This is a genomic window from Streptomyces sp. NPDC020681, assembly GCF_044334895.1.
Taxonomy (GTDB): domain Bacteria; phylum Actinomycetota; class Actinomycetes; order Streptomycetales; family Streptomycetaceae; genus Streptomyces.
This window is the reverse complement of the sequence record NZ_JBIRTX010000009.1, coordinates 213,094-230,687: the sequence shown is the minus strand read 5'-3', so window position 1 is coordinate 230,687 and position 17,594 is coordinate 213,094. Positions and strand designations below refer to the sequence as shown.

The 17,594-nt window shown below is 69.4% G+C and carries 11 protein-coding genes; 7 read left to right on the top strand and 4 right to left on the bottom strand.

Going from position 1 to position 17,594, the window contains the following annotated elements:
• Position 1: 1 nt before the first annotated feature.
• The 7 genes from ACH4YL_RS23140 (at position 2) to mycP (ending at position 10,019) form a co-directional block, all read left to right on the top strand.
• A complete protein-coding gene (locus tag ACH4YL_RS23140; protein ID WP_398509305.1) occupies positions 2 to 1,648 on the top strand; it encodes a beta-N-acetylhexosaminidase in 1,647 nt (548 codons plus the stop codon).
• Between the two features lie 299 nt (positions 1,649 to 1,947).
• The gene (locus ACH4YL_RS23135; protein WP_398509304.1) at positions 1,948 to 2,844 is read left to right on the top strand and encodes an FAD binding domain-containing protein; all 897 of its coding nucleotides are present in this window, start codon (positions 1,948 to 1,950) and stop codon (positions 2,842 to 2,844) included.
• The gene (locus tag ACH4YL_RS23130; protein WP_398509303.1) at positions 2,841 to 4,157 is read left to right on the top strand and encodes a 2Fe-2S iron-sulfur cluster-binding protein; all 1,317 of its coding nucleotides are present in this window, start codon (positions 2,841 to 2,843) and stop codon (positions 4,155 to 4,157) included. The genes ACH4YL_RS23135 and ACH4YL_RS23130 overlap by 4 nt, the downstream gene beginning before the upstream one ends.
• On the top strand, positions 4,154 to 6,469 hold the full coding sequence (locus ACH4YL_RS23125; protein ID WP_398509302.1) for a xanthine dehydrogenase family protein molybdopterin-binding subunit: 2,316 nt from the start codon (positions 4,154 to 4,156) through the stop codon (positions 6,467 to 6,469). The genes ACH4YL_RS23130 and ACH4YL_RS23125 overlap by 4 nt, the downstream gene beginning before the upstream one ends.
• 98 nt (positions 6,470 to 6,567) lie before the next feature.
• Positions 6,568 to 7,074 carry a hypothetical protein gene (locus ACH4YL_RS23120; protein ID WP_398509301.1) on the top strand — a complete coding sequence of 169 codons (507 nt, stop codon included), beginning with the start codon at positions 6,568 to 6,570 and terminating at the stop codon, positions 7,072 to 7,074.
• Positions 7,075 to 7,122: 48 nt separating this feature from the next.
• Entirely contained in the window at positions 7,123 to 8,619 is a 1,497-nt protein-coding gene (locus tag ACH4YL_RS23115; RefSeq protein WP_398509300.1) for a hypothetical protein, read from the top strand.
• A gap of 29 nt (positions 8,620 to 8,648) precedes the next feature.
• On the top strand, positions 8,649 to 10,019 hold the full coding sequence (mycP, locus tag ACH4YL_RS23110; RefSeq protein WP_398509299.1) for a type VII secretion-associated serine protease mycosin: 1,371 nt from the start codon (positions 8,649 to 8,651) through the stop codon (positions 10,017 to 10,019).
• A gap of 81 nt (positions 10,020 to 10,100) precedes the next feature.
• Here mycP and ACH4YL_RS23105 read toward each other — a convergent pair whose 3' ends face one another.
• The 4 genes from ACH4YL_RS23105 to ACH4YL_RS23090 all read right to left on the bottom strand — a co-directional run bounded on the left by ACH4YL_RS23105 (position 10,101) and on the right by ACH4YL_RS23090 (position 17,548).
• Positions 10,101 to 12,065 (bottom strand): PQQ-binding-like beta-propeller repeat protein, encoded by a 1,965-nt coding sequence (locus ACH4YL_RS23105; RefSeq protein ID WP_398509368.1) that lies wholly within the window; start codon positions 12,063 to 12,065, stop codon positions 10,101 to 10,103.
• A gap of 119 nt (positions 12,066 to 12,184) precedes the next feature.
• The gene (locus tag ACH4YL_RS23100; protein WP_398509298.1) at positions 12,185 to 14,407 is read right to left on the bottom strand and encodes a PQQ-binding-like beta-propeller repeat protein; all 2,223 of its coding nucleotides are present in this window, start codon (positions 14,405 to 14,407) and stop codon (positions 12,185 to 12,187) included.
• 3 nt (positions 14,408 to 14,410) lie between these two features.
• The gene (locus tag ACH4YL_RS23095) at positions 14,411 to 15,331 is read right to left on the bottom strand and encodes a serine/threonine protein kinase (RefSeq protein WP_398509297.1); all 921 of its coding nucleotides are present in this window, start codon (positions 15,329 to 15,331) and stop codon (positions 14,411 to 14,413) included.
• 138 nt (positions 15,332 to 15,469) lie between these two features.
• Entirely contained in the window at positions 15,470 to 17,548 is a 2,079-nt protein-coding gene (locus tag ACH4YL_RS23090) for a protein kinase (protein WP_398509296.1), read from the bottom strand.
• Positions 17,549 to 17,594: the final 46 nt, after the last annotated feature.

Here is a 17,594-nt window from a genome sequence, read left to right as displayed (position 1 = left end):
GATGACTCCTGACGCGACCACACCCACGGATCTGATCCCAGCGCCCGCGGCCGTCGACGGCCCGTACCGGACCCCGTTCGTCTTCGGCGCCGCCACCGCACTCGCGGCCGCGCCCGGCACCGAGGGTGTCGCCCGCTGGCTGCGCACGGCCGTGGGCAACGCACTGGGCCGCGAACTGCCGCCGGGTGCCGCCGGTGCCGACCACACGATCACGCTGCTGATCGACCCGTCGCTGGCTCCCGAGGCATACCGGCTCACCGTGTCGTCGGGCGTCGAGATCGCGGGCGGCACCGCCGCCGGGGTGTTCTGGGGAGCCCAGACGCTGCGTCAGCTCCTCGGCCCCGACGCCTACCGACGGGCATGCGCGGACCCGGAAGCCTGGCGAGGCATCCCGTACCAGGTCATCGAGGACGCGCCCCGCTTCTCCTGGCGCGGCATGATGCTCGACGTCTCACGCCACTTCATGCCCAAGGCCGACGTGCTGCGCTATCTCGACCTGCTCGCCGCCCACAAGCTGAACGTCTTCCACTTCCATCTCACCGACGACCAGGGCTGGCGCATCGAGATCAAGCGCTTCCCGAGGCTCACGGAGATCGGCGCCTGGCGGTCGCGCACCAAGTACGGCCACCGCGCTTCGGACCTCTGGGACGAGAAGCCGCACGGCGGTTTCTACACGCAGGACGACATCCGCGAAATCGTCGCGTACGCCGCCGAGCGGCATATCAGCGTCGTCCCGGAGATCGACATCCCGGGCCACTCACAGGCCGCCATCGCCGCATACCCGGAACTGGGCAACACCGACGTCATCGACACAACCACCCTTTCCGTCTGGGACACCTGGGGCATCACCGAAAACGTACTCGCTCCCACTGACAACACCCTCCGCTTCTACGAGGGCGTACTCGAGGAACTCCTCGACCTCTTCCCGGCCGAGACCTCGCCGTTCGTGCACATCGGCGGCGACGAGTGCCTCAAGGGCCAGTGGAAGGCGTCCCCGACCGCCCAGGCCCGCATCGAGGAGCTCGGACTCGCCGGCGAGGACGAGCTCCAGTCCTGGTTCATCCGCCACTTCGACACCTGGCTGGCCGCCCGCGGCCGCCGCCTCATCGGCTGGGACGAGATCCTGGAGGGCGGTCTGGCTCCCGGCGCCGCCGTCTCCTCCTGGCGTGGCTACGCCGGCGGCATCGCGGCCGCCGAGCAGGGCCACGACGTCGTCATGTGCCCCGAGCAGCAGGTGTACCTGGACCACCGCCAGGACGCCGGCCCCGACGAGCCGATGCCGATCGGCTACGTACGCACGCTGGAAGACGTCTATCGCTTCGAGCCCGTTCCACCGTCTCTCAGTCCCGAGGCCGCCGCCCACATCCTCGGCACCCAGGCCAATGTCTGGACCGAGGTGATGCAGGACCGCGCCCGCGTCGACTACCAGGTCTTCCCGCGGCTCGCCGCGCTCGCCGAAGTCGCCTGGTCAGCGCTGCCCGACCCCGCCGAACGCGACTTCGCGGACTTCGAACGCCGAATGGCCGTCCACTACGGGCGCCTTGACGCGCTCGGCGTCGATTACCGGCCGCCTGGTGGCCCGTTGCCGTGGCAGAAGCGACCAGGTGTGCTCGGACGCCCGATCGAGGGTGCGCCCCCAAACGTGTGAGCCCGGCACAAGAGAGGTGTCCGCGGCCCAGGACCCTGAGACTGTTGAACGGCCGTAAGGAATAAGTCGTACAAGGATCGCCGAAGGGTGGCAATCCGGGTGCCAATCCGCATGTGGCGGAGATGGAAGGCCAAAACGGACCATCTCTGCAAGAACGGGCATCCGGTGCGGATGCGTCCTTCGCGGACCCTCTCGTCGGTCGGCTCGGAAGATGTGCCAGAGTTGCCACGTCGGGCCTGTGAGCACGTACGGTACGGCAACACAGGCGGGACAGCCGGACACCGGGAAGGGGCAGCTGGGTGACCACGCACGCACCGCACACGTCGCAGTCGGTGACGCTGCCGGCTTCGCTCGACGAGGCCGTGGCGGCGCTGAGCGCCATGCCCGCCGCCGTGCCCGTGGCCGGCGGCACCGACCTCATGGCCGCCGTCAACAAGGGCCAGCTCCGCCCCGCCGGCCTCGTCGGCCTCGGCCGCATCAGCGAGATCCGCGGCTGGCGCTACCAGGACGGTCACGCGCTGCTCGGTGCCGGACTCACGCACGCCCGGATGGGCCGGCCCGACTTCGCGGCCCTCATCCCCGCGCTGGCCGCGTCCGCGCGCGCGGCGGGCCCGCCGCAGATCCGCAACGCGGGCACGCTCGGCGGCAACATCGCCAGCTCGGCCCCGACCGGCGACACCCTGCCCGTACTGGCCGCCCTGGAGGCGGACCTGGTGATCGCGGGCCCCGGCGGCAGCCGTCGCGAGATCCCGGTCTCCCATCTGCTGGCAGGCCGCGAGATGCTCGCGCCCGCCGAACTCATCGGCTTCGTACGCGTGCCGCTGCTGCACGCCCCGCAGGTCTTCGTGAAGGCGACGGGCCGGACCGGCCCGGGCCGCGCCACCGCCTCCGTCGCGGTCGTACTCGACCCGGTGCGGCGCGGAGTGCGCTGCGCGGTCGGCGCCATCGCGCCGATGCCGCTGCGGCCCCTGGAGGCCGAGCGCTGGATCGCCTCGCTGATCGACTGGGACGGCGAGCGGGGGCTTGCGGGAGAGGCGCTGGCGGCCTTCGGCGAGTACGTCGCGGCCGCGTGCATCCCGGACCCGGCCCCGCCCGTGCAGGGCGAGGAGCAGGCGGTGCTGCCGCCCGCACTGCTGCACCTGCGGCGTACTGTTGCCGCGCTGGCCCGACGTGCACTGGGGAGGGCGCTGTCGTGAGCAACGAGGAGAATCCGCAGGGCCGCCCGCCGGAGCGGGGCGGCTGGCAGCCGACGCCTCAGGGCGAGTACGACGCCGAGGCGACCGGCTTCTTCCAGCTGCCGCCGGAGGGCGCACTGGACGCCGCGCCGCTGGAGGCGCCGGGCCACGGCTACGTACCGCCGATGATCATGCCGCTGACGCCCGCAGGCGCCGACCAGTCGGCCACGGGCAACTGGCCCGTGCAAGGCACGGGCCAGCCGGAGCCGGTGCAGTGGCCCGAGCCGGAGGGTCCCGCGGCGCCTCGGTCCACGGACCCTCACGCGACGGGCCAGTGGACCTTCACCGAGGCGGAACGGGTTCCGGGCCAGGCGCCCGCACCCGCGTCGGACGTGACCGGCCAGTGGACGATCCCGGTGGCGCAGGGTGATCTGCCGGACGAGTCGGGCGAGTTCACGACGTCCGCGCTGAGGACCCAGTGGCGAACGCCGGAACCTCCGGCGACGCTGCCGGGCGGAGCGCCCGCGCCATGGGCGACCGACGCCCCTGCGACGCTGCCGGGCGGAGCGGCGGCGCCCTGGGCCACACCGGAGCCCGAAGCGGTGGACGCGGCACCGACGCAGGACATCCCGGTCGAGCACGCCTCCGCCGAAGAGCCTGCCGCCGACGAGCCTGCCGAGGAAGAGCCCGCCACGGACGCGGACCCGGAGGCTTCGGACGAGCCCGCGAGCTCCTCCACCGGCAGCGACGAACACCCGCCCACCTCCTACGTCCTGCGCGTGAACGGCACCGACCGCCCGGTCACCGACGCCTGGATCGGCGAGTCCCTGCTCTACGTCCTGCGGGAGCGCCTCGGCCTCGCCGGCGCCAAGGACGGCTGCTCGCAGGGCGAGTGCGGCGCGTGCAACGTCCAGGTCGACGGCCGTCTCGTCGCCTCCTGCCTGGTGCCGGCCGCGACAGCGGCGGGCTCCGAGGTCCGTACGGTCGAAGGCCTCGCCGCCGACGGCGAACCGTCCGACGTCCAGCGCGCGCTGGCCGCCTGCGGAGCGGTTCAGTGCGGCTTCTGCATCCCCGGCATGGCCATGACCGTCCACGACCTCCTGGAGGGCAACCACGCCCCCACCGAGCTCGAGACCCGCAACGCGCTCTGCGGCAACTTGTGCCGCTGCTCCGGCTACCGGGGTGTGCTCGATGCCGTACGGGAGGTGGTCGCCGAGCGCGAGGCGAGCGCCACGGCCGCGGCGGAGGCGAGTGCGGAAGCTCGGATTCCGCACCAGGCGCCTCCCGGCGCAGGTAGTGTGCAGCCCCACCCGCACGACGGAGGCATGGCGTGAGCAACGACGCGGCCACCACCGCGACGCCCCAGGCGGCCGGTTCACCGCGGCCGGAGCCCCCGGCCCTCGGTCTCGGCGCCTCTCTTCCGCCCGCCGACGCCCGCGCGAAGACCGAGGGCACGTTTCCGTACGCCTCGGACCTGTGGGCCGAAGGGCTGCTGTGGGCGGCGATCCTGCGCTCTCCGCACCCTCATGCCCGCATCACGTCGATCGACACCTCGGCGGCCGCGGAGATGCCCGGAGTCCGGTCCGTGGTCACCCATGAGGACATTCCGGGCGATTCGGCCTACGGCAGGCGTATCGTCGACCGCCCCGTCTTCGCCTCCGAGATCGTCCGCCACCACGGCGAGGCGATCGCGGCCGTGGCGGCCGACCACCCGGACACGGCCCGGCTCGCGGCCGCGGCGATCGCCGTCGAGTACGAAGTACTCGACCCGGTCACCGACCCGGAGAAGGCCTTCGCCGCCGAGCCCCTGCACCCCGACGGCAATCTGATCCGCCACATCCCGCTGCGCTACGGCGACCCGGACATGACGGGCGAGGTCATCGTCGAGGGCCTCTACCGCATCGGCCGCCAGGACCCGGCTCCGATCGGCGCCGAGGCGGGCCTCGCCGTACCGCGCCCGGACGGCGGCGTCGAGCTGTACGTCGCCTCCACCGACCCGCACACCGACCGCGATCTGGCGGCGGCCTGCTTCGGCCTGGACGCGGACCGCGTCAAGGTCGTGGTGACGGGCGTCCCGGGCGCCACGGGCGACCGCGAGGACCCAGGCTTCCAACTCCCCCTGGGCCTGCTGGCGTTGAAGACGGGCTGCCCGGTCAAACTGACCGCAACCCGCGAGGAGTCCTTCCTCGGCCACGCCCACCGCCACCCCACGCTGCTGCGCTACCGCCACCACGCGGACACGGAGGGCCGCCTGGTCAAGGTCGAGGCCCAACTCCTCCTCGACGCGGGCGCCTACGCGGACTCCTCGTCGGAATCCCTCGCCGCGGCGGTGGCCTTCGCCTGCGGCCCGTACGTCGTCCCGCACGCCTTCATCGAAGGCTGGGCCGTACGCACCAACAATCCGCCGTCCGGCCATGTCCGCGGCGAAGGCGCGATGCAGGTCTGCGCAGCGTACGAGTCCCAGATGGACAAGCTCGCCGTGAAGCTGGGCCTGGACCCCACCGAACTGCGCCTGCGCAATGTGCTCGCGACGGGCGACATCCTCCCCACCGGCCAGACGGTCACCTGCCCCGCCCCTGTCGCGGAACTCCTCACCGCCGTACGCGACTTCCCGCTCCCCTCCCTCCCGAAGGACACTCCGGAGGACGACTGGCTGCTCCCGGGCGGCCCTGAGGGCGCGGGCGAACCCGGCGCCGTCCGCCGTGGCGTGGGCTACGCACTGGGCATGGTCCACATGCTCGGCGCCGAAGGCGCGGACGAGGTCTCCACGGCGACGGTCAAGGTCCACGACGGAGTCGCCACCGTCATCTGCGCGGCGGTCGAAACGGGCCAGGGCTTCTCCACGCTCGCCCGCCAGATCGTGCAGGAGACGCTGGGCATCGAAGAGGTCCACGTGGCCTCGGTCGACACGGACCAGCCCCCGGCCGGCCCTGCGGCCCACGGCCGCCACACCTGGGTCTCGGGCGGCGCGGTCGAACGCGCCGCGAAGATGGTCCGCACGCAGCTTCTCCAGCCCCTGGCCCACAAGTTCGGCATGTCGACGGAGCTGCTCCAGATCACCGACGGCAAGATCACGTCGTACGACGGCGTGCTGTCGACGACGGTCACGGAGGCCATGGACGGCAAGGAACTCTGGGCCACGGCCCAGTGCCGCCCCCACCCCACGGAGCCGCTCGACGACTCGGGCCAGGGCGACGCCTTCGTGGGCATGGCGTTCTGCGCGGTACGCGCGGTGGTCGACGTGGACATCGAACTGGGCTCGATCCGCGTGGTCGAAATGGCGGTCGCCCAGGACGTCGGCCGCATCCTGAACCCCGCCCAACTGGCCGCCCGGATCGAGGCAGGCGTCACCCAGGGCGTCGGCACGGCCCTCACAGAAAACCTCCGCACCAACCGCGGCCTGGTCCGCCACCCGGACCTGACAGGCTACGCACTCCCGACATCCCTGGACGCCCCGGACATTCGCATCGTGAAACTGGTCGAAGAACGGGACGTGGTGGCCCCGTTCGGCGCGAAGCCGGCAAGCGCGGCACCGGTGGTGACCTCGCCTGCTGCGGTGGCTTCAGCGGTACGCGCGGCGACCGGAAGACCCATCAACAGGCTGCCGATCAGGCCTCAGGCGGCGGTGGCTGTTCCCAACTCGTAACAGGGTTGTGTGGATTGCAGCTGCAATCCAGGGATGCGGACTGTCGGTGTGGCTCGGTACAGTGATCCCTGTAGACGTGTGTAAACGGGGAGGCGTTCGTGGCGGAGGACATTGGGACGGGAGCGTCCGCAGCGTTCGGGGCGTTCAGCATGGTCCCCTTTGTGGGTGGGATTGCGGCGGCAGCCAAGCTGGTCACCGAGCTTGAGTCGATGACGACCTTCAAGAAGGAGGTCGACAAGATGCTCGTCGACCTCGAGGGGTCCGAAGCGGCACCGGACAAGGTCACCGCCGAGCGGCTGGAGCCGGCCAACCTGGGCACGGCCGACTTCAAGGAAAGCGCGTTCCTGTACGGCGCGTACACGGTCGTCCATGACGAGCTCGAGAAGCTTTCCAAGATTCTCGCTCTGCAGGTCGACGGCCTGAGCATCGCGGTACAGGCATCCCAAGTGGGATACGAGAACATCGACTACGACATCAGGCAGCGCATGCGCAATCTCGCCTCTGAGGTGGATGCGCACTACGGGGATCAGGCGCAGCAGAGTGGGGCCAACCACCAGGCCGGTGGGGGCGCGGCGCAGCCGGGCGACACCCACGGTGCCGCCTGATGAGGACGAGCGTGAGGGAAACGGGGAAGGCGGAAGTGGTGATTCACCATGGCTGAGGACGAGGGGTCGGGACGCAAGGCGCCGGCACTCCAGGAGACGGACTTCCACTCCAAGTCGCACGATGAGCTGCTGGCGATGATCGAGGGCACCAACGCCGAGACGGCTGCGGAGCTCGCGAAGAGGCTTTCCAAGGCGGCCTCAACGATCACGAAGGTCGGCGAGGGCCTCAAGTCCCATATGACCAGGGTCATCTGGGAAGGCGACGGTGGAGAGGCCTTCCGCGACTGGGGCCACAAGGCTGCCATGGCCACGCTGGAGCTTGGCAAGTACAGCAAGGAAGCGTCGTCGTGGCTGGAGGAAGTCGCCACGGCCATCGCCACGGCGAAGAGCTCGGTGCCGAAGAAGGACGGGTCTCTCCAGAAGCAGGTAACCGACGCGACCGAGGGCATGAAGGCTGCCCGTGGCCCCGGCACCGGCTTCGAGAGGCAGGAATTCCAGACGCAGAAGTCAGAGGCGCTGGCCGAGATGGAGCGCCGCCGGCTTGAAGCAGCCGACCAGCTGCGGAAGCTGGGGCAGACGTATTCCCACTCGGGCACGCAGATCATGAGCCTGCAGCCGCCGGAGTTCCCGCCGCCGCCGGGGGAGTTCGTGCCGCCGCCCCCGCCGAGGGCCGTCAACGATTCCACCTACATCGGCGACACAGGCGGCGTGGCCAGGCGGGAGTCGTCGGACACGTACTCGCCGTCGGAGCGAGCGGTGTCCACGACGTCTGAGAAACAGGTCAAGACGACGCCCGATGCGCTTATTCCGCAACATGTCGTTGTGCCGGATCGCCCTGTCGAGATGGGGATCGACAGCGTGACAACCACGCCTCCCACTACGACAACGCCACCGGCAACGACCAATACCGTTCCGCCACTCGGCAAGACTGATGGAGTGCCCCCTCTTGTGGGCACGATTCCGCCTGCCTTCGGCGGCGGAAACACCAATCCGAGTGGCCCTGGAGGCAAGCCGCTCCCCAGCGCCAGAAACATGGCGCCCGGACAGGCCGGCCTCACCTCGAGGATGCCGCGGGAAAGCGGCATCAGTGGTGGCCGACCCGTCGCGCCGAACACCGGCCGCCCCACCGGTATCCCCCGCGGCACAGTGATCGGCAACGAAGCCAACAACCGAGGCCCGATGGGGCGGGGCATGGGCGGCATGCACGGCGGGCCGCCCATGGGCGGCGCAGGCCAGAGTGGTATCAGCGGTGGGCGTCGACTGGCGTCCGAGACGGGCGGCGTTGTCGGAGGCCGACCGAGTCCTCAGGGAGCCGCTGGGTCCCGGCCTTTCACCCCGGGCGGCTCCGGCCTTGTGAGGAACGCGGCGTCGGATGGCAGCGCACGCACTGGGCCGGCGGGCCGCGCTGGAGCAGTTCCGTCGGCTACCCCCCGTGATGGACGCCGTCGTGATCGCGAGGACGCCGACCGTCCTGACTACCTGACCGAAGACGAAGAGACCTGGCAGCAGAGCGATCGCCGAATCGTGCCGCCGGTCATCGACTAACCACACATTCATCCGCCAAGAGGGATTTGATGCACACCAGCAGCCGTTCAGTAGCAAGGCGTGGTCGAGCGGTTTCCGCCGCCCTGGGATTGCTGCTGGTGGGCATCGCCGCCACGCCCGCGCACGCGGAGACCATTCGCGAGCAGCAGTGGCATCTGGATGTGATGAAGGCCGACGAGATGTGGCAGACCAGCACGGGTAAGGGTGTCACCGTTGCTGTGATCGATTCCGGTGTTGACGACACGTTGGCCGATCTGAAGGGGCAGGTGCTTCCCGGGCTCGACCTCTCCCAGGAACAAGCCGGTGACGAGAACACGGACTATGACGGTCACGGTACGGGCATGGCTTCCATGATTGCTGGCACTGGAAAGCGGCCAGGAGGGAAGGGCGCCTTCGGTCTTGCTCCGGGAGCCAAGATCCTCCCGATCCGGCTTCCCAAGGGTGACGAAGGCACGAACCTGGCAGACAACCCGAAGCTTTGGAACGGGTCGGTAGCTAAGGGGATTCGCTTCGCGGCGGATTCCGGCGCGCGCGTCATCAACATCTCGCAGGCTACGCGAGACTCTTCTGACGTAATCGCAGAAGCCGTGAAGTACGCCCTGGGAAAGGGTTCACTGATCTTCGCTGGCGTCGGAAACGACGGCGATGCCGGAAATGAAGTCATGTACCCCGCTGCCACGCCGGGCGTTGTCGGCGTGGGGGCAGTGGACAGGAGTATTGGCGTAACCGCTGAATCTCAGCGAGGGCCGCAGGTGGATCTGGGTGCGCCCGGCGACGAGATCGTTGCCGCGTGCGGAGGAGGCACACAGATTTGCAAGAGTCATGGCACGAGTGACGCCACGGCTCTTGCCTCGGCTTCTGCCGCGTTGATCTGGTCGAAGTACCCGAAGTGGACCAACAATCAGATTCTCCGCGTCATGATCAACACGGCTGGCAAAGCAAAGAGTGGCAAGGCCCGCACCGACTTCATCGGCTACGGAGTCGTCCGTCCTCGCATTGCGCTCAAGACCCCCGGCGACCCCGGCCCCGCCGACGAGTACCCGCTCCCCGACCTCGCGGCCGCCGCGCCCAAGTCGCCTTCTCCGGAAGCCTCCAAGCCCGCCGGTGGCACCGAGACCGACAAGGGCGAGTCTGACGCCGCCGCTCCGGCCGCGTCGAAGGACGACAGCAACACCGGCCTCTGGATTGCCCTGGGTGTCGGCGCCGCTGTCCTCATCGGTGCCGCGGTCGCCGTACCGCTCATTCGGTCCCGTCGGCGTAGCGCGGCTGTGCCGGCGGCTCCCTCGTTCCCGCCGAATGCCTATCAGCAGCAGCCGCCCTACCCGGCTTACGGCCCGCCGCAGACAGGCCCGTACCAGAACCCGCCGCATCAGGCTCCGCCCGGCCCCGGCCAGCACTGATGTTCCCGCGCTAGTGCAACGCGGATCACGAACTGAGGTTCAGCACGCGACCTGACCGGCTCGGCCAAGGTGGCTGGACCGCTACGGATTTGTCGACAGGGCTGTGGCGGTCTCGTTCTGAAGCAGGAACAGTTGGTTGGCATTCGTCGCCAGCTTCAGCTGCTTGGTGCTGTGCTGGGAGTAGCCCCATGCCCGCTTTCCGCTGTCCTTGCGAAGCACGACGGCGTCGTATGACTTGGCGTCCGCGCCTGAGGCTTCGCACACGAACGGGCCGCTGATCCGCGGGGGGTAGTAGCCAACAGGGCTTACCTTGAGGTCGTATGTCCATACCCTGGCACCATCGCTGAGGCTGAGGCAGTGGAGCGTTGTGCCGTTGATCGCGTACACATGCTTCTCATCGATGGCGGCGGCGCCCCATCCAAGGCTGTCGCCGCCCGCGACGGACCACACGTCCTTACCGTCCTTGAGCCGTGTCATGGTCAGCGACTGCCCGCAGAGCGCGACATTGTCGCCCTGGATCGTCGGCAGGTTGGCTACGTCGCGCGTGGACTGCCGGCTCCAGACACTGGCACCCGAGCGCGTGTCGAATGCGATGATGCCTGGCTTCTTCGCCGAATCTGCGTTGTCTCCGTGAACAATCAGGCGAGTCTTGGAGGCCGCTGCGCCCGCGAATTCGAAGGGAGTGGCGGCCGTCCACAGCACCTTGCGGGTGTTCGTGTCGAGGGCGCAGACCTTGTTGCCTTGCGTCAGGAGATAGACAGCTGCATCGTTCGCCGCCATCACCGCTGTGGCACCTACGTTCGCGGTCCACTCCTCCTTGCCGGTTGACGGGTTGAAGGCATGCACCACACCCCCGGCATCCGCGGCGATGATCAGGTTGTTCGGCAGAGCCAAGTACTCCGCGGACGGCGTGATGTTTACCGCGTCCCACCTCTTCTTGCCGTCGACAGCCCCGTAGGCGACGATTCCACCGTCTTTGGCACCGAAGACCACGACGTCGTCAACGGCGAGTGCGGGAGGGCTCCATGGGTCGGCGACGGGCACCGGGCCCCAGAGAGGGGTTCCCGCGGAAGAGCCGACCACCGCCTGCGAGCCCTTCCCCTGTTGGCCACTTGACCCGTCACGGCGCAACAGCCAGGCGGCCGTTTCCCCTCCCGCCGCCAGAACGGTTGCCCCGGCGGCCAGTCCTGTCAGGAATCGGCGACGGTTCGGGGGCGGCGTTACGGTTGTTCCAGGCAAGGTGACCAGCTGCTTCGCGCCAACCTCACGCTGTTGAATGTCCGTAGCCAATGGACCCTGCTGCCAGATCCGTTCGGCGCGGCGGGGCGGTGCGAACGCTGTAACGATCTGCTCGGGCGAGGGGCGGAAGGCGGGGTCCTTCGCCAGGCACGGTCCGATGAGCGCACGCAACTGCTCCGGCACCAGACTCAGGTCCGGCTCCCCGTGCACCACTTCGTACTGCACGGCAGCCACATGCGCACCGTCGTACGCCCGTCGGCCACTGGCCGCGTACGCCAGGACAGCTCCGAGCGAGAAGATGTCGGCGGCCGGCCCGACGCGATGGCCCAGCACCTGTTCGGGTGCTCCGTAGCCGGGAGTCACCGGTACCTGGCCCGTGGTCGTGAGCGTGAGACCGTGTTCGGGGCGTGCGATGCCGAAGTCGATGATGCGAGGGCCCTGCGAGGTCAGGACGATGTTCGGCGGCTTGAGGTCGCGGTGGATCAGGCCTGCGGCATGGATGGTCCGGAGCGCCTCGGCGAGGGAAGCCGCGAGTGCGCGCATCGCCTCGTCGGGGAACGGCCCGTATGCCGCGACAGCTTGGTCCAGAGTCGGTCCTGCCAGAAACTCCGAAGCGATCCAAGGGCGGCCACCCTCGGTCTGAGCGCCGAGGACGCGCGCGACACCAGGTCCGGTAACTGCGCGGGCGGCCTCGGCCTCACGCAGGAATCGCTGCACAAGGCCCTGATCGTGGGCGAGTTGGGGCAGGAGGACTTTGACGGCCGCGGGACGGCCGTGGCTGTCGTGGCCGAAGTAGACCTTGCCCATACCGCCTGCGCCGAGCACCCCTACGAGGCGATAGGGGCCGAGCCGAAGCGGGTCGCCGGGGCCTAGGGGAATCATCCGGTGTCGTCCTTCTTTTCAGGATCTTTGTTGCGTCAGGTCGTTCAGTACGTGATGTCGAATCTGATGGCGAAGACCTGTTCGCCGTTCGACTGGATGAGACGCTTGGTGCCCTCATGGAGGACGAGGCTGGGCGAGCCAGGTTTCGAGGACCAACGCTCCGCGTGCTCGCTGAGGCTGACTGCGACGATGCCGGTCTCGGCCATCACGAACAGGTGCTTGCTGTCCACGACGGGCGGAACACCTACGTCCGGACGTCCGCCGGTCTTCGCCTCCCAGCGCAGCTCTCCGGTCGCGGCAGACAGGGCTACGACGCCCTTGCCCTTCTCTGCTGCGTACACCACTCCGTCCTTGAGGACCGGCACGCCGTACGAGGCTGAGCTGCGCCCAGCGCCGAACGTCCATGCGACGGTCCCGTCGGTGGCATCAAGTGCCTGGACGCGGTTGCCGCCCACATAGACATGACCGTCGTCGTTCGCAAACACGTTGGGAACGGCCGGCGACGAGCCGGCTGCCTCTGCCCGAGCCACGGTGGTGTCCCAGACTTGTGCTCCATTGCGTGCGTCCCTGGCGCTGACTTCGAGGGCGTCTCCGCTCTTCGACGTACGGGAGAGAATCAGCCGGTCGCCGACGACGGCGGAGTAGATGGAGTCTTCTGGGCTCGCGATGTCGTACGGGGCGACGGGTGACTTCCACCGCTCCGCCCCCGTGCGGATATCCACGGCCACAAGGTTCCAACTCTGCGCCTTCGCCGCCGCGGAATCGGTCGGCAGACCCTTGCGTGCAACCAAGTAGGCGCTGTCAGCGGTGACTTGCAGCAGTGCGGCCTCCTGCAAGGGCTTGTCGAACTTTGCAAACGAGCTGGCAAGGGACGTTTGGCCGCCGGAGGGGTCCACCCTGTGCAGCGACAACTGATTCCCGTGCTGCCCTCCAGGGATCAGAGCGTGGATCTTCTTCCCGTCCGAGTGGACGTGTCGAGGTTCCTTCACCTTGGCAGCGAGCCAGCGCCGCTCGCCGCTCCGGGCACCTAGAGCCAGCAGTCCCTCGTCTGTCATCACCACGGCGACGTCACCGACCGTCGTCTGGAGGAACGGGAGCGCCCTGCTCTTGATGGTCTTGCGCCAGGTCTCACGCCTGTCGCGGACGGCGGCAGGCAGCGGCTCGCCCGGCGTGGGCCCGGAGCTTGACTCGGCACCCGTTTCGGGAGCTTTGCCGCTGGGGTTCCTCAGCCACGACCAAACGCCCACGCCTACGGCCGCCACGGCGACTGCCGAGCCGCCCGAGATGGTCAGAAGCTTGCGACGGCTCAAACCTGATGGAGTGATGTCCGGGGTAGTAGCTGCGAGAGCCGCCTGAGCCGGTGCCGGTGCCGGGAGGCGGTAGGGCTGGTGTTGCCAGACCTCTGTTGCTCTGCGTGCGATCTCGGCGAGGAGTGTGTCGGGGAGGTGGTCGGCGAATTGGCCTTGGCCGGAGTGGAGTTGTGCGGCCAGTTCTGTGGTGGTCGGGCGCTGGGCCGGGTCCTTGGAGAGGCAGCGGGTGAGGAGTGGGGTCAGGGCTTCGGGTACGCCTGTGAGGTCCGGCTCCGCGTAGCGGACGCGGTAGATGAGGTCGGCCGGTTGGCCTGTGCCGAAGGGGCCGTGGCCGGTGGCGGCGTAGGTGAGGACGCCCGCCAGGGCGAAGACGTCGCCTGCTGGGGTGTGTTCCTGGCCGGTCGCCTGTTCCGGTGACATGAATGCCGGAGTACCAGCCGCCGCTCCCGTGCTGGTGAGGCGGTCGTCGCCGGCCGCGCGGGCGATGCCGAAGTCGATGATTTTGGGTCCGTAGGCGGTGACCATCACGTTGGAGGGCTTGAGGTCGCGGTGGACGACGTCGGAGGAGTGGAGTTGTCCGAGTGCTCCGGCGAGGGCGGCGCCGAGTGCGCGGACCGTGGGTTCGGGAAGCGGGCCGGAGAGGGTGACCGCGTCGTCAAGCGGAGGGCCGAGGACGTACTCGGTGGCCAGCCACGGCGTTTCGGCGAGTGGGTCCGCGTCGATGACGGTTGCGCCGTGGTGGCCGCCGATGATGCGGGCCGCGTCTGTTTCGAGGCGGAAGCGGGTCCGGAAGCCGGGATCCGTCGCGATGCCCGCGTGCATGGTTTTGAGTGCGACGGTGCGGCCGCCGGGTGAGCGCGCCAGATAGACCGTGCCCATGCCGCCGCTGCCCAGACGGGCGATCAGGCGGTACGCGCCGAAGCCGACAGGGTCGTCATGGGTGAGGGGAGAAAGCACCGGTCAGATCCTGGAGGTGAGCGGGATGCGCAGTTCCGCGGCGAGTACCTCTGCGGACTGGCGGGCCACCGCCGCCACCACCCGGCCGGGGAGCCAGCCCGGGGTGAGCAGGGAGGTCGTCGAGTCGAGCACCGTGGCCATGGGGGAGGGGGACGACGGCGGGAGTGCGTGCAGGACGTCCGCCGCGGTCGGGCGGGCCGCGGGGTCCCGGGTCAGGCAGGCGGAGATCAAGGAGCCGAGCGACGCGGGGAGTTCGGAGCGCTCGGGCATGGTGTGGCCGGTTGAGGCGTACGCGAGGACCGCGCCCAGTGCGTAGACATCGCCTGGGGGGCGGGGACGGCCGCCCGATGCTTGTTCCGGGGCGAGGCTGCCGGGCTCGAGTCCCGGGAGGCCGGTGCGCTGTTCGCCGTCCTGGGCCGCGGTGCGTACCGCGCCGAAGCACGTCAGGCGCGGGCCGTCTCCTGCCAGGAGTACGGCGGCGGGCGACAGGCCCGCGTGCGTGAGGCCGGCGGCGTGCGCGCCCGCGAGCGTTTCGGCGAGGGCCGCGCCGAGCGCTCGTACCGTGCGCTCGGGCAGCGGGCCGCCGTGGACGGCGAGCGCGACGGGGAGGGGCAGCGCAGGGAGGTAAGGGGAGGCGTACCAGGGGGAGTTGGACGGCGGCGAGAGTTCGGCGACCGGGAAGACCCAGGGGCCGATCAGGCGGCGGGCCGCGTCCGCCTCGACCAGGAAGCGGCCGGGGTCGATGCCGTCGAGCGGGGCACTCACCAGCACCGTACGGTCGCCGTCCGCACTCCGCGCAATGAAGCGGCGCTCAGGGGCGGGCGGGAAGCCGGGGCCGGTCGGGTCGAGACGGGTGATGAGGTGGTACGGGCCGATCTGGCGTGGACTGTCCGCGCGCGACCGTTCCGTGTGTACTCGTTCCATCTGCTAAGCCCCCGTGGTCATGACGAATGACAGGAGCCTACTCAAGTGCCGTTGAGTGCATGACGGGTGGTCGATCCATCCGCCTTGCACGTGCAATGCAGATATGGGCGCGACGGTCAGAAGACCGTCAGAAGACCGTCAGAAGACCGGCATCGCGACCAGCGACCCCTTGTGCAGCAGAAAGGCCCGATTGCCCCCGGCACCCACGTGCCAGGCACCTTCGGAATCCGGTTCGTAGGTCCACAGGAGCTCGAGATCCGCCTCCTCGGACAGGGAGTCAGTGAATGCCGAGACACCCCACGACGTGCCGCCCTCAATGATCCAGAGCGTCTTGCCCTCGACGACGGCGGGCAGGCGGGATGGGGTGCCGCTGTCCGGCCAGGAGAGGTCGCTGAGGGTGCCGGACTCCTTGAACACGCGGCGGAGGATTCCGCTGTCGAGGGCGGCGATGTGGTTGTCGTTGATCGCGGGGGAGACCCAGCCTTCCGCTGGGTCGAACGAGTCGGACGCTGTGGACCAGATCTCCTCACCGGACGCGATCTGCAACGCGGTGAGCTTCTTTCCGCCGAGGTAGACGATTCCCTTTTCGACGGCGGGTGTCAGGGCCGTCGTGGCCTGTCCCGTCACCCGCCATGCCTCGTCGCCCTTCTTGGAGTCGAGGGCAAAGTACGTTCCGTCGGCGGTGCACACGACCAGCCGTCCCGCTTCCGCCGCGGCCACGGTTTCGGGATCGACGGTGGACTCGACGGATACCGTCCAGCGAACCTTGTGGTCCTCCGTGTCGATCGCGGTCAGTTGGTTGTCCTTGGTCACCGCGTACACGGTCCGGTCCTTGGGCGCGACCGCCAGGAGCTTCTCCACGTTGGCCGCGGCACTCCACCGCCGCTCGCTGGTGGACGCGTTGAAGGCCAGTACCTTGCCGTCCGCGTCGGCCGCGAGGAAGTCGTCGTCCGTCACTTGCAGGAAGCCGCCGGACGGAGACACCTCCGGAAGGTGCCATTTCCGCTTGCCGTTGGTCACCAGGTGCGCGGCAAGTCCCCCTGACGGGGCGGCGAACATGACGACGTCCCGCATCACCAGCAGGCTGGACGCGTTCGGTGCGGCGATCTTCAGCGGGCCCCACAGGGGATTCGGCGGCGTGTCATGCTCGTAGTCGGCGGTGGTCAGCAGTTTGGCCGGTGCGGCGTCGCCCGCCTCGGGCAGATCCGGGCCTCTGGTCAGCCACCAGGCCGTCCCGCCGCCGCCCGCGGCCAGAACCGTGCCGCCGACCGCGAGCGAGGAAGCGAGGAAGCGCCGCCGTGACGGACTCCCGTGGTCGACGGCGGTGCCGGTCAGCGTGCTGAACTCTGCCGTCCGAGCCTCGTGCTCCTTGATCTGGGCGCCGAGTACACCTTGTTTCCAGGTGCGTTGCGCACCCCGAGGAGGCACGAAGGCGTCGACAAGGGCCGAGGGTTGCGGACGATGCGCCGGGTCCTTGGCAAGGCACGGGGTGATGAGCGGCCGGAGCGACGGAGGTACGGCGCCGAGGTCCGGGTTGCCGTGCACCACTTCGTACTGGACTGCCGCGACATGCGGTCCGTCGTAGGCCCGCTTGCCGCCTGCCGCGTACACCAGGACCGCACCGAGGGCGAACACATCGGCGGACGGGGCGACGCGTTGACCCAGGATCTGCTCGGGTGCGCCGTATCCGGGGGTGGCCGGTGTCTGGCCGGTGGTGGTGAGGGTGAGGCCGTGCGTGGGCCGGGCGATGCCGAAGTCGATGACGCGCGGGCCCGAGGAAGTGAGCACGATGTTGGACGGCTTGAGATCGCGGTGCACCAGGCCCGCGGCATGAATGTCCTTGAGCGTCGAGGCCAGAGAGCGGGCCAGCGCCCGTACGCCGGCGTCGTCCAGTGGCCCGTTGGCGGCTATCGCCTGGTCCAGCGTCGGCCCGGCCAGGTACTCGGTGGCGATCCAAGGGCGGCCGCCCTCAGTCTGTGCGTTCAGGACGCGTGCGATGCCTTTGCTGGTGACCGCCTGCGCGGTCTGCGCCTCCCGGACGAAGCGCTGAGCGAGGTGCTGGTCGTGCCCGAGCTCCGGGCGAAGGACCTTGACGGCCGCGGTCCGGCCGGAGTTGTCGTGGCCGAAGTACACCTTGCCCATTCCGCCCTCTCCCAGGACTCCCCCGAGGCGGTAGGGCCCCAGCCGGATCGGGTCGCCGAAGGAGAGAGGGAGCATGGCGTGGGTCGACCTTTCGTGATGACGATGATGATGACGATGAGGA

Coding starts and splice junctions, on each gene's coding strand:
- ACH4YL_RS23140 (WP_398509305.1), top strand. CDS start 2: ATGACTCCTGACGCGACCACACCCACGGATCTGATCCCAGCGCCCGCG.
- ACH4YL_RS23115 (WP_398509300.1), top strand. CDS start 7,123: ATGGCTGAGGACGAGGGGTCGGGACGCAAGGCGCCGGCACTCCAGGAG.
- mycP (WP_398509299.1), top strand. CDS start 8,649: ATGCACACCAGCAGCCGTTCAGTAGCAAGGCGTGGTCGAGCGGTTTCC.
- ACH4YL_RS23105 (WP_398509368.1), bottom strand. CDS start 12,065: ATGGGCAAGGTCTACTTCGGCCACGACAGCCACGGCCGTCCCGCGGCC.
- ACH4YL_RS23095 (WP_398509297.1), bottom strand. CDS start 15,331: ATGGAACGAGTACACACGGAACGGTCGCGCGCGGACAGTCCACGCCAG.
- ACH4YL_RS23090 (WP_398509296.1), bottom strand. CDS start 17,548: ATGCTCCCTCTCTCCTTCGGCGACCCGATCCGGCTGGGGCCCTACCGC.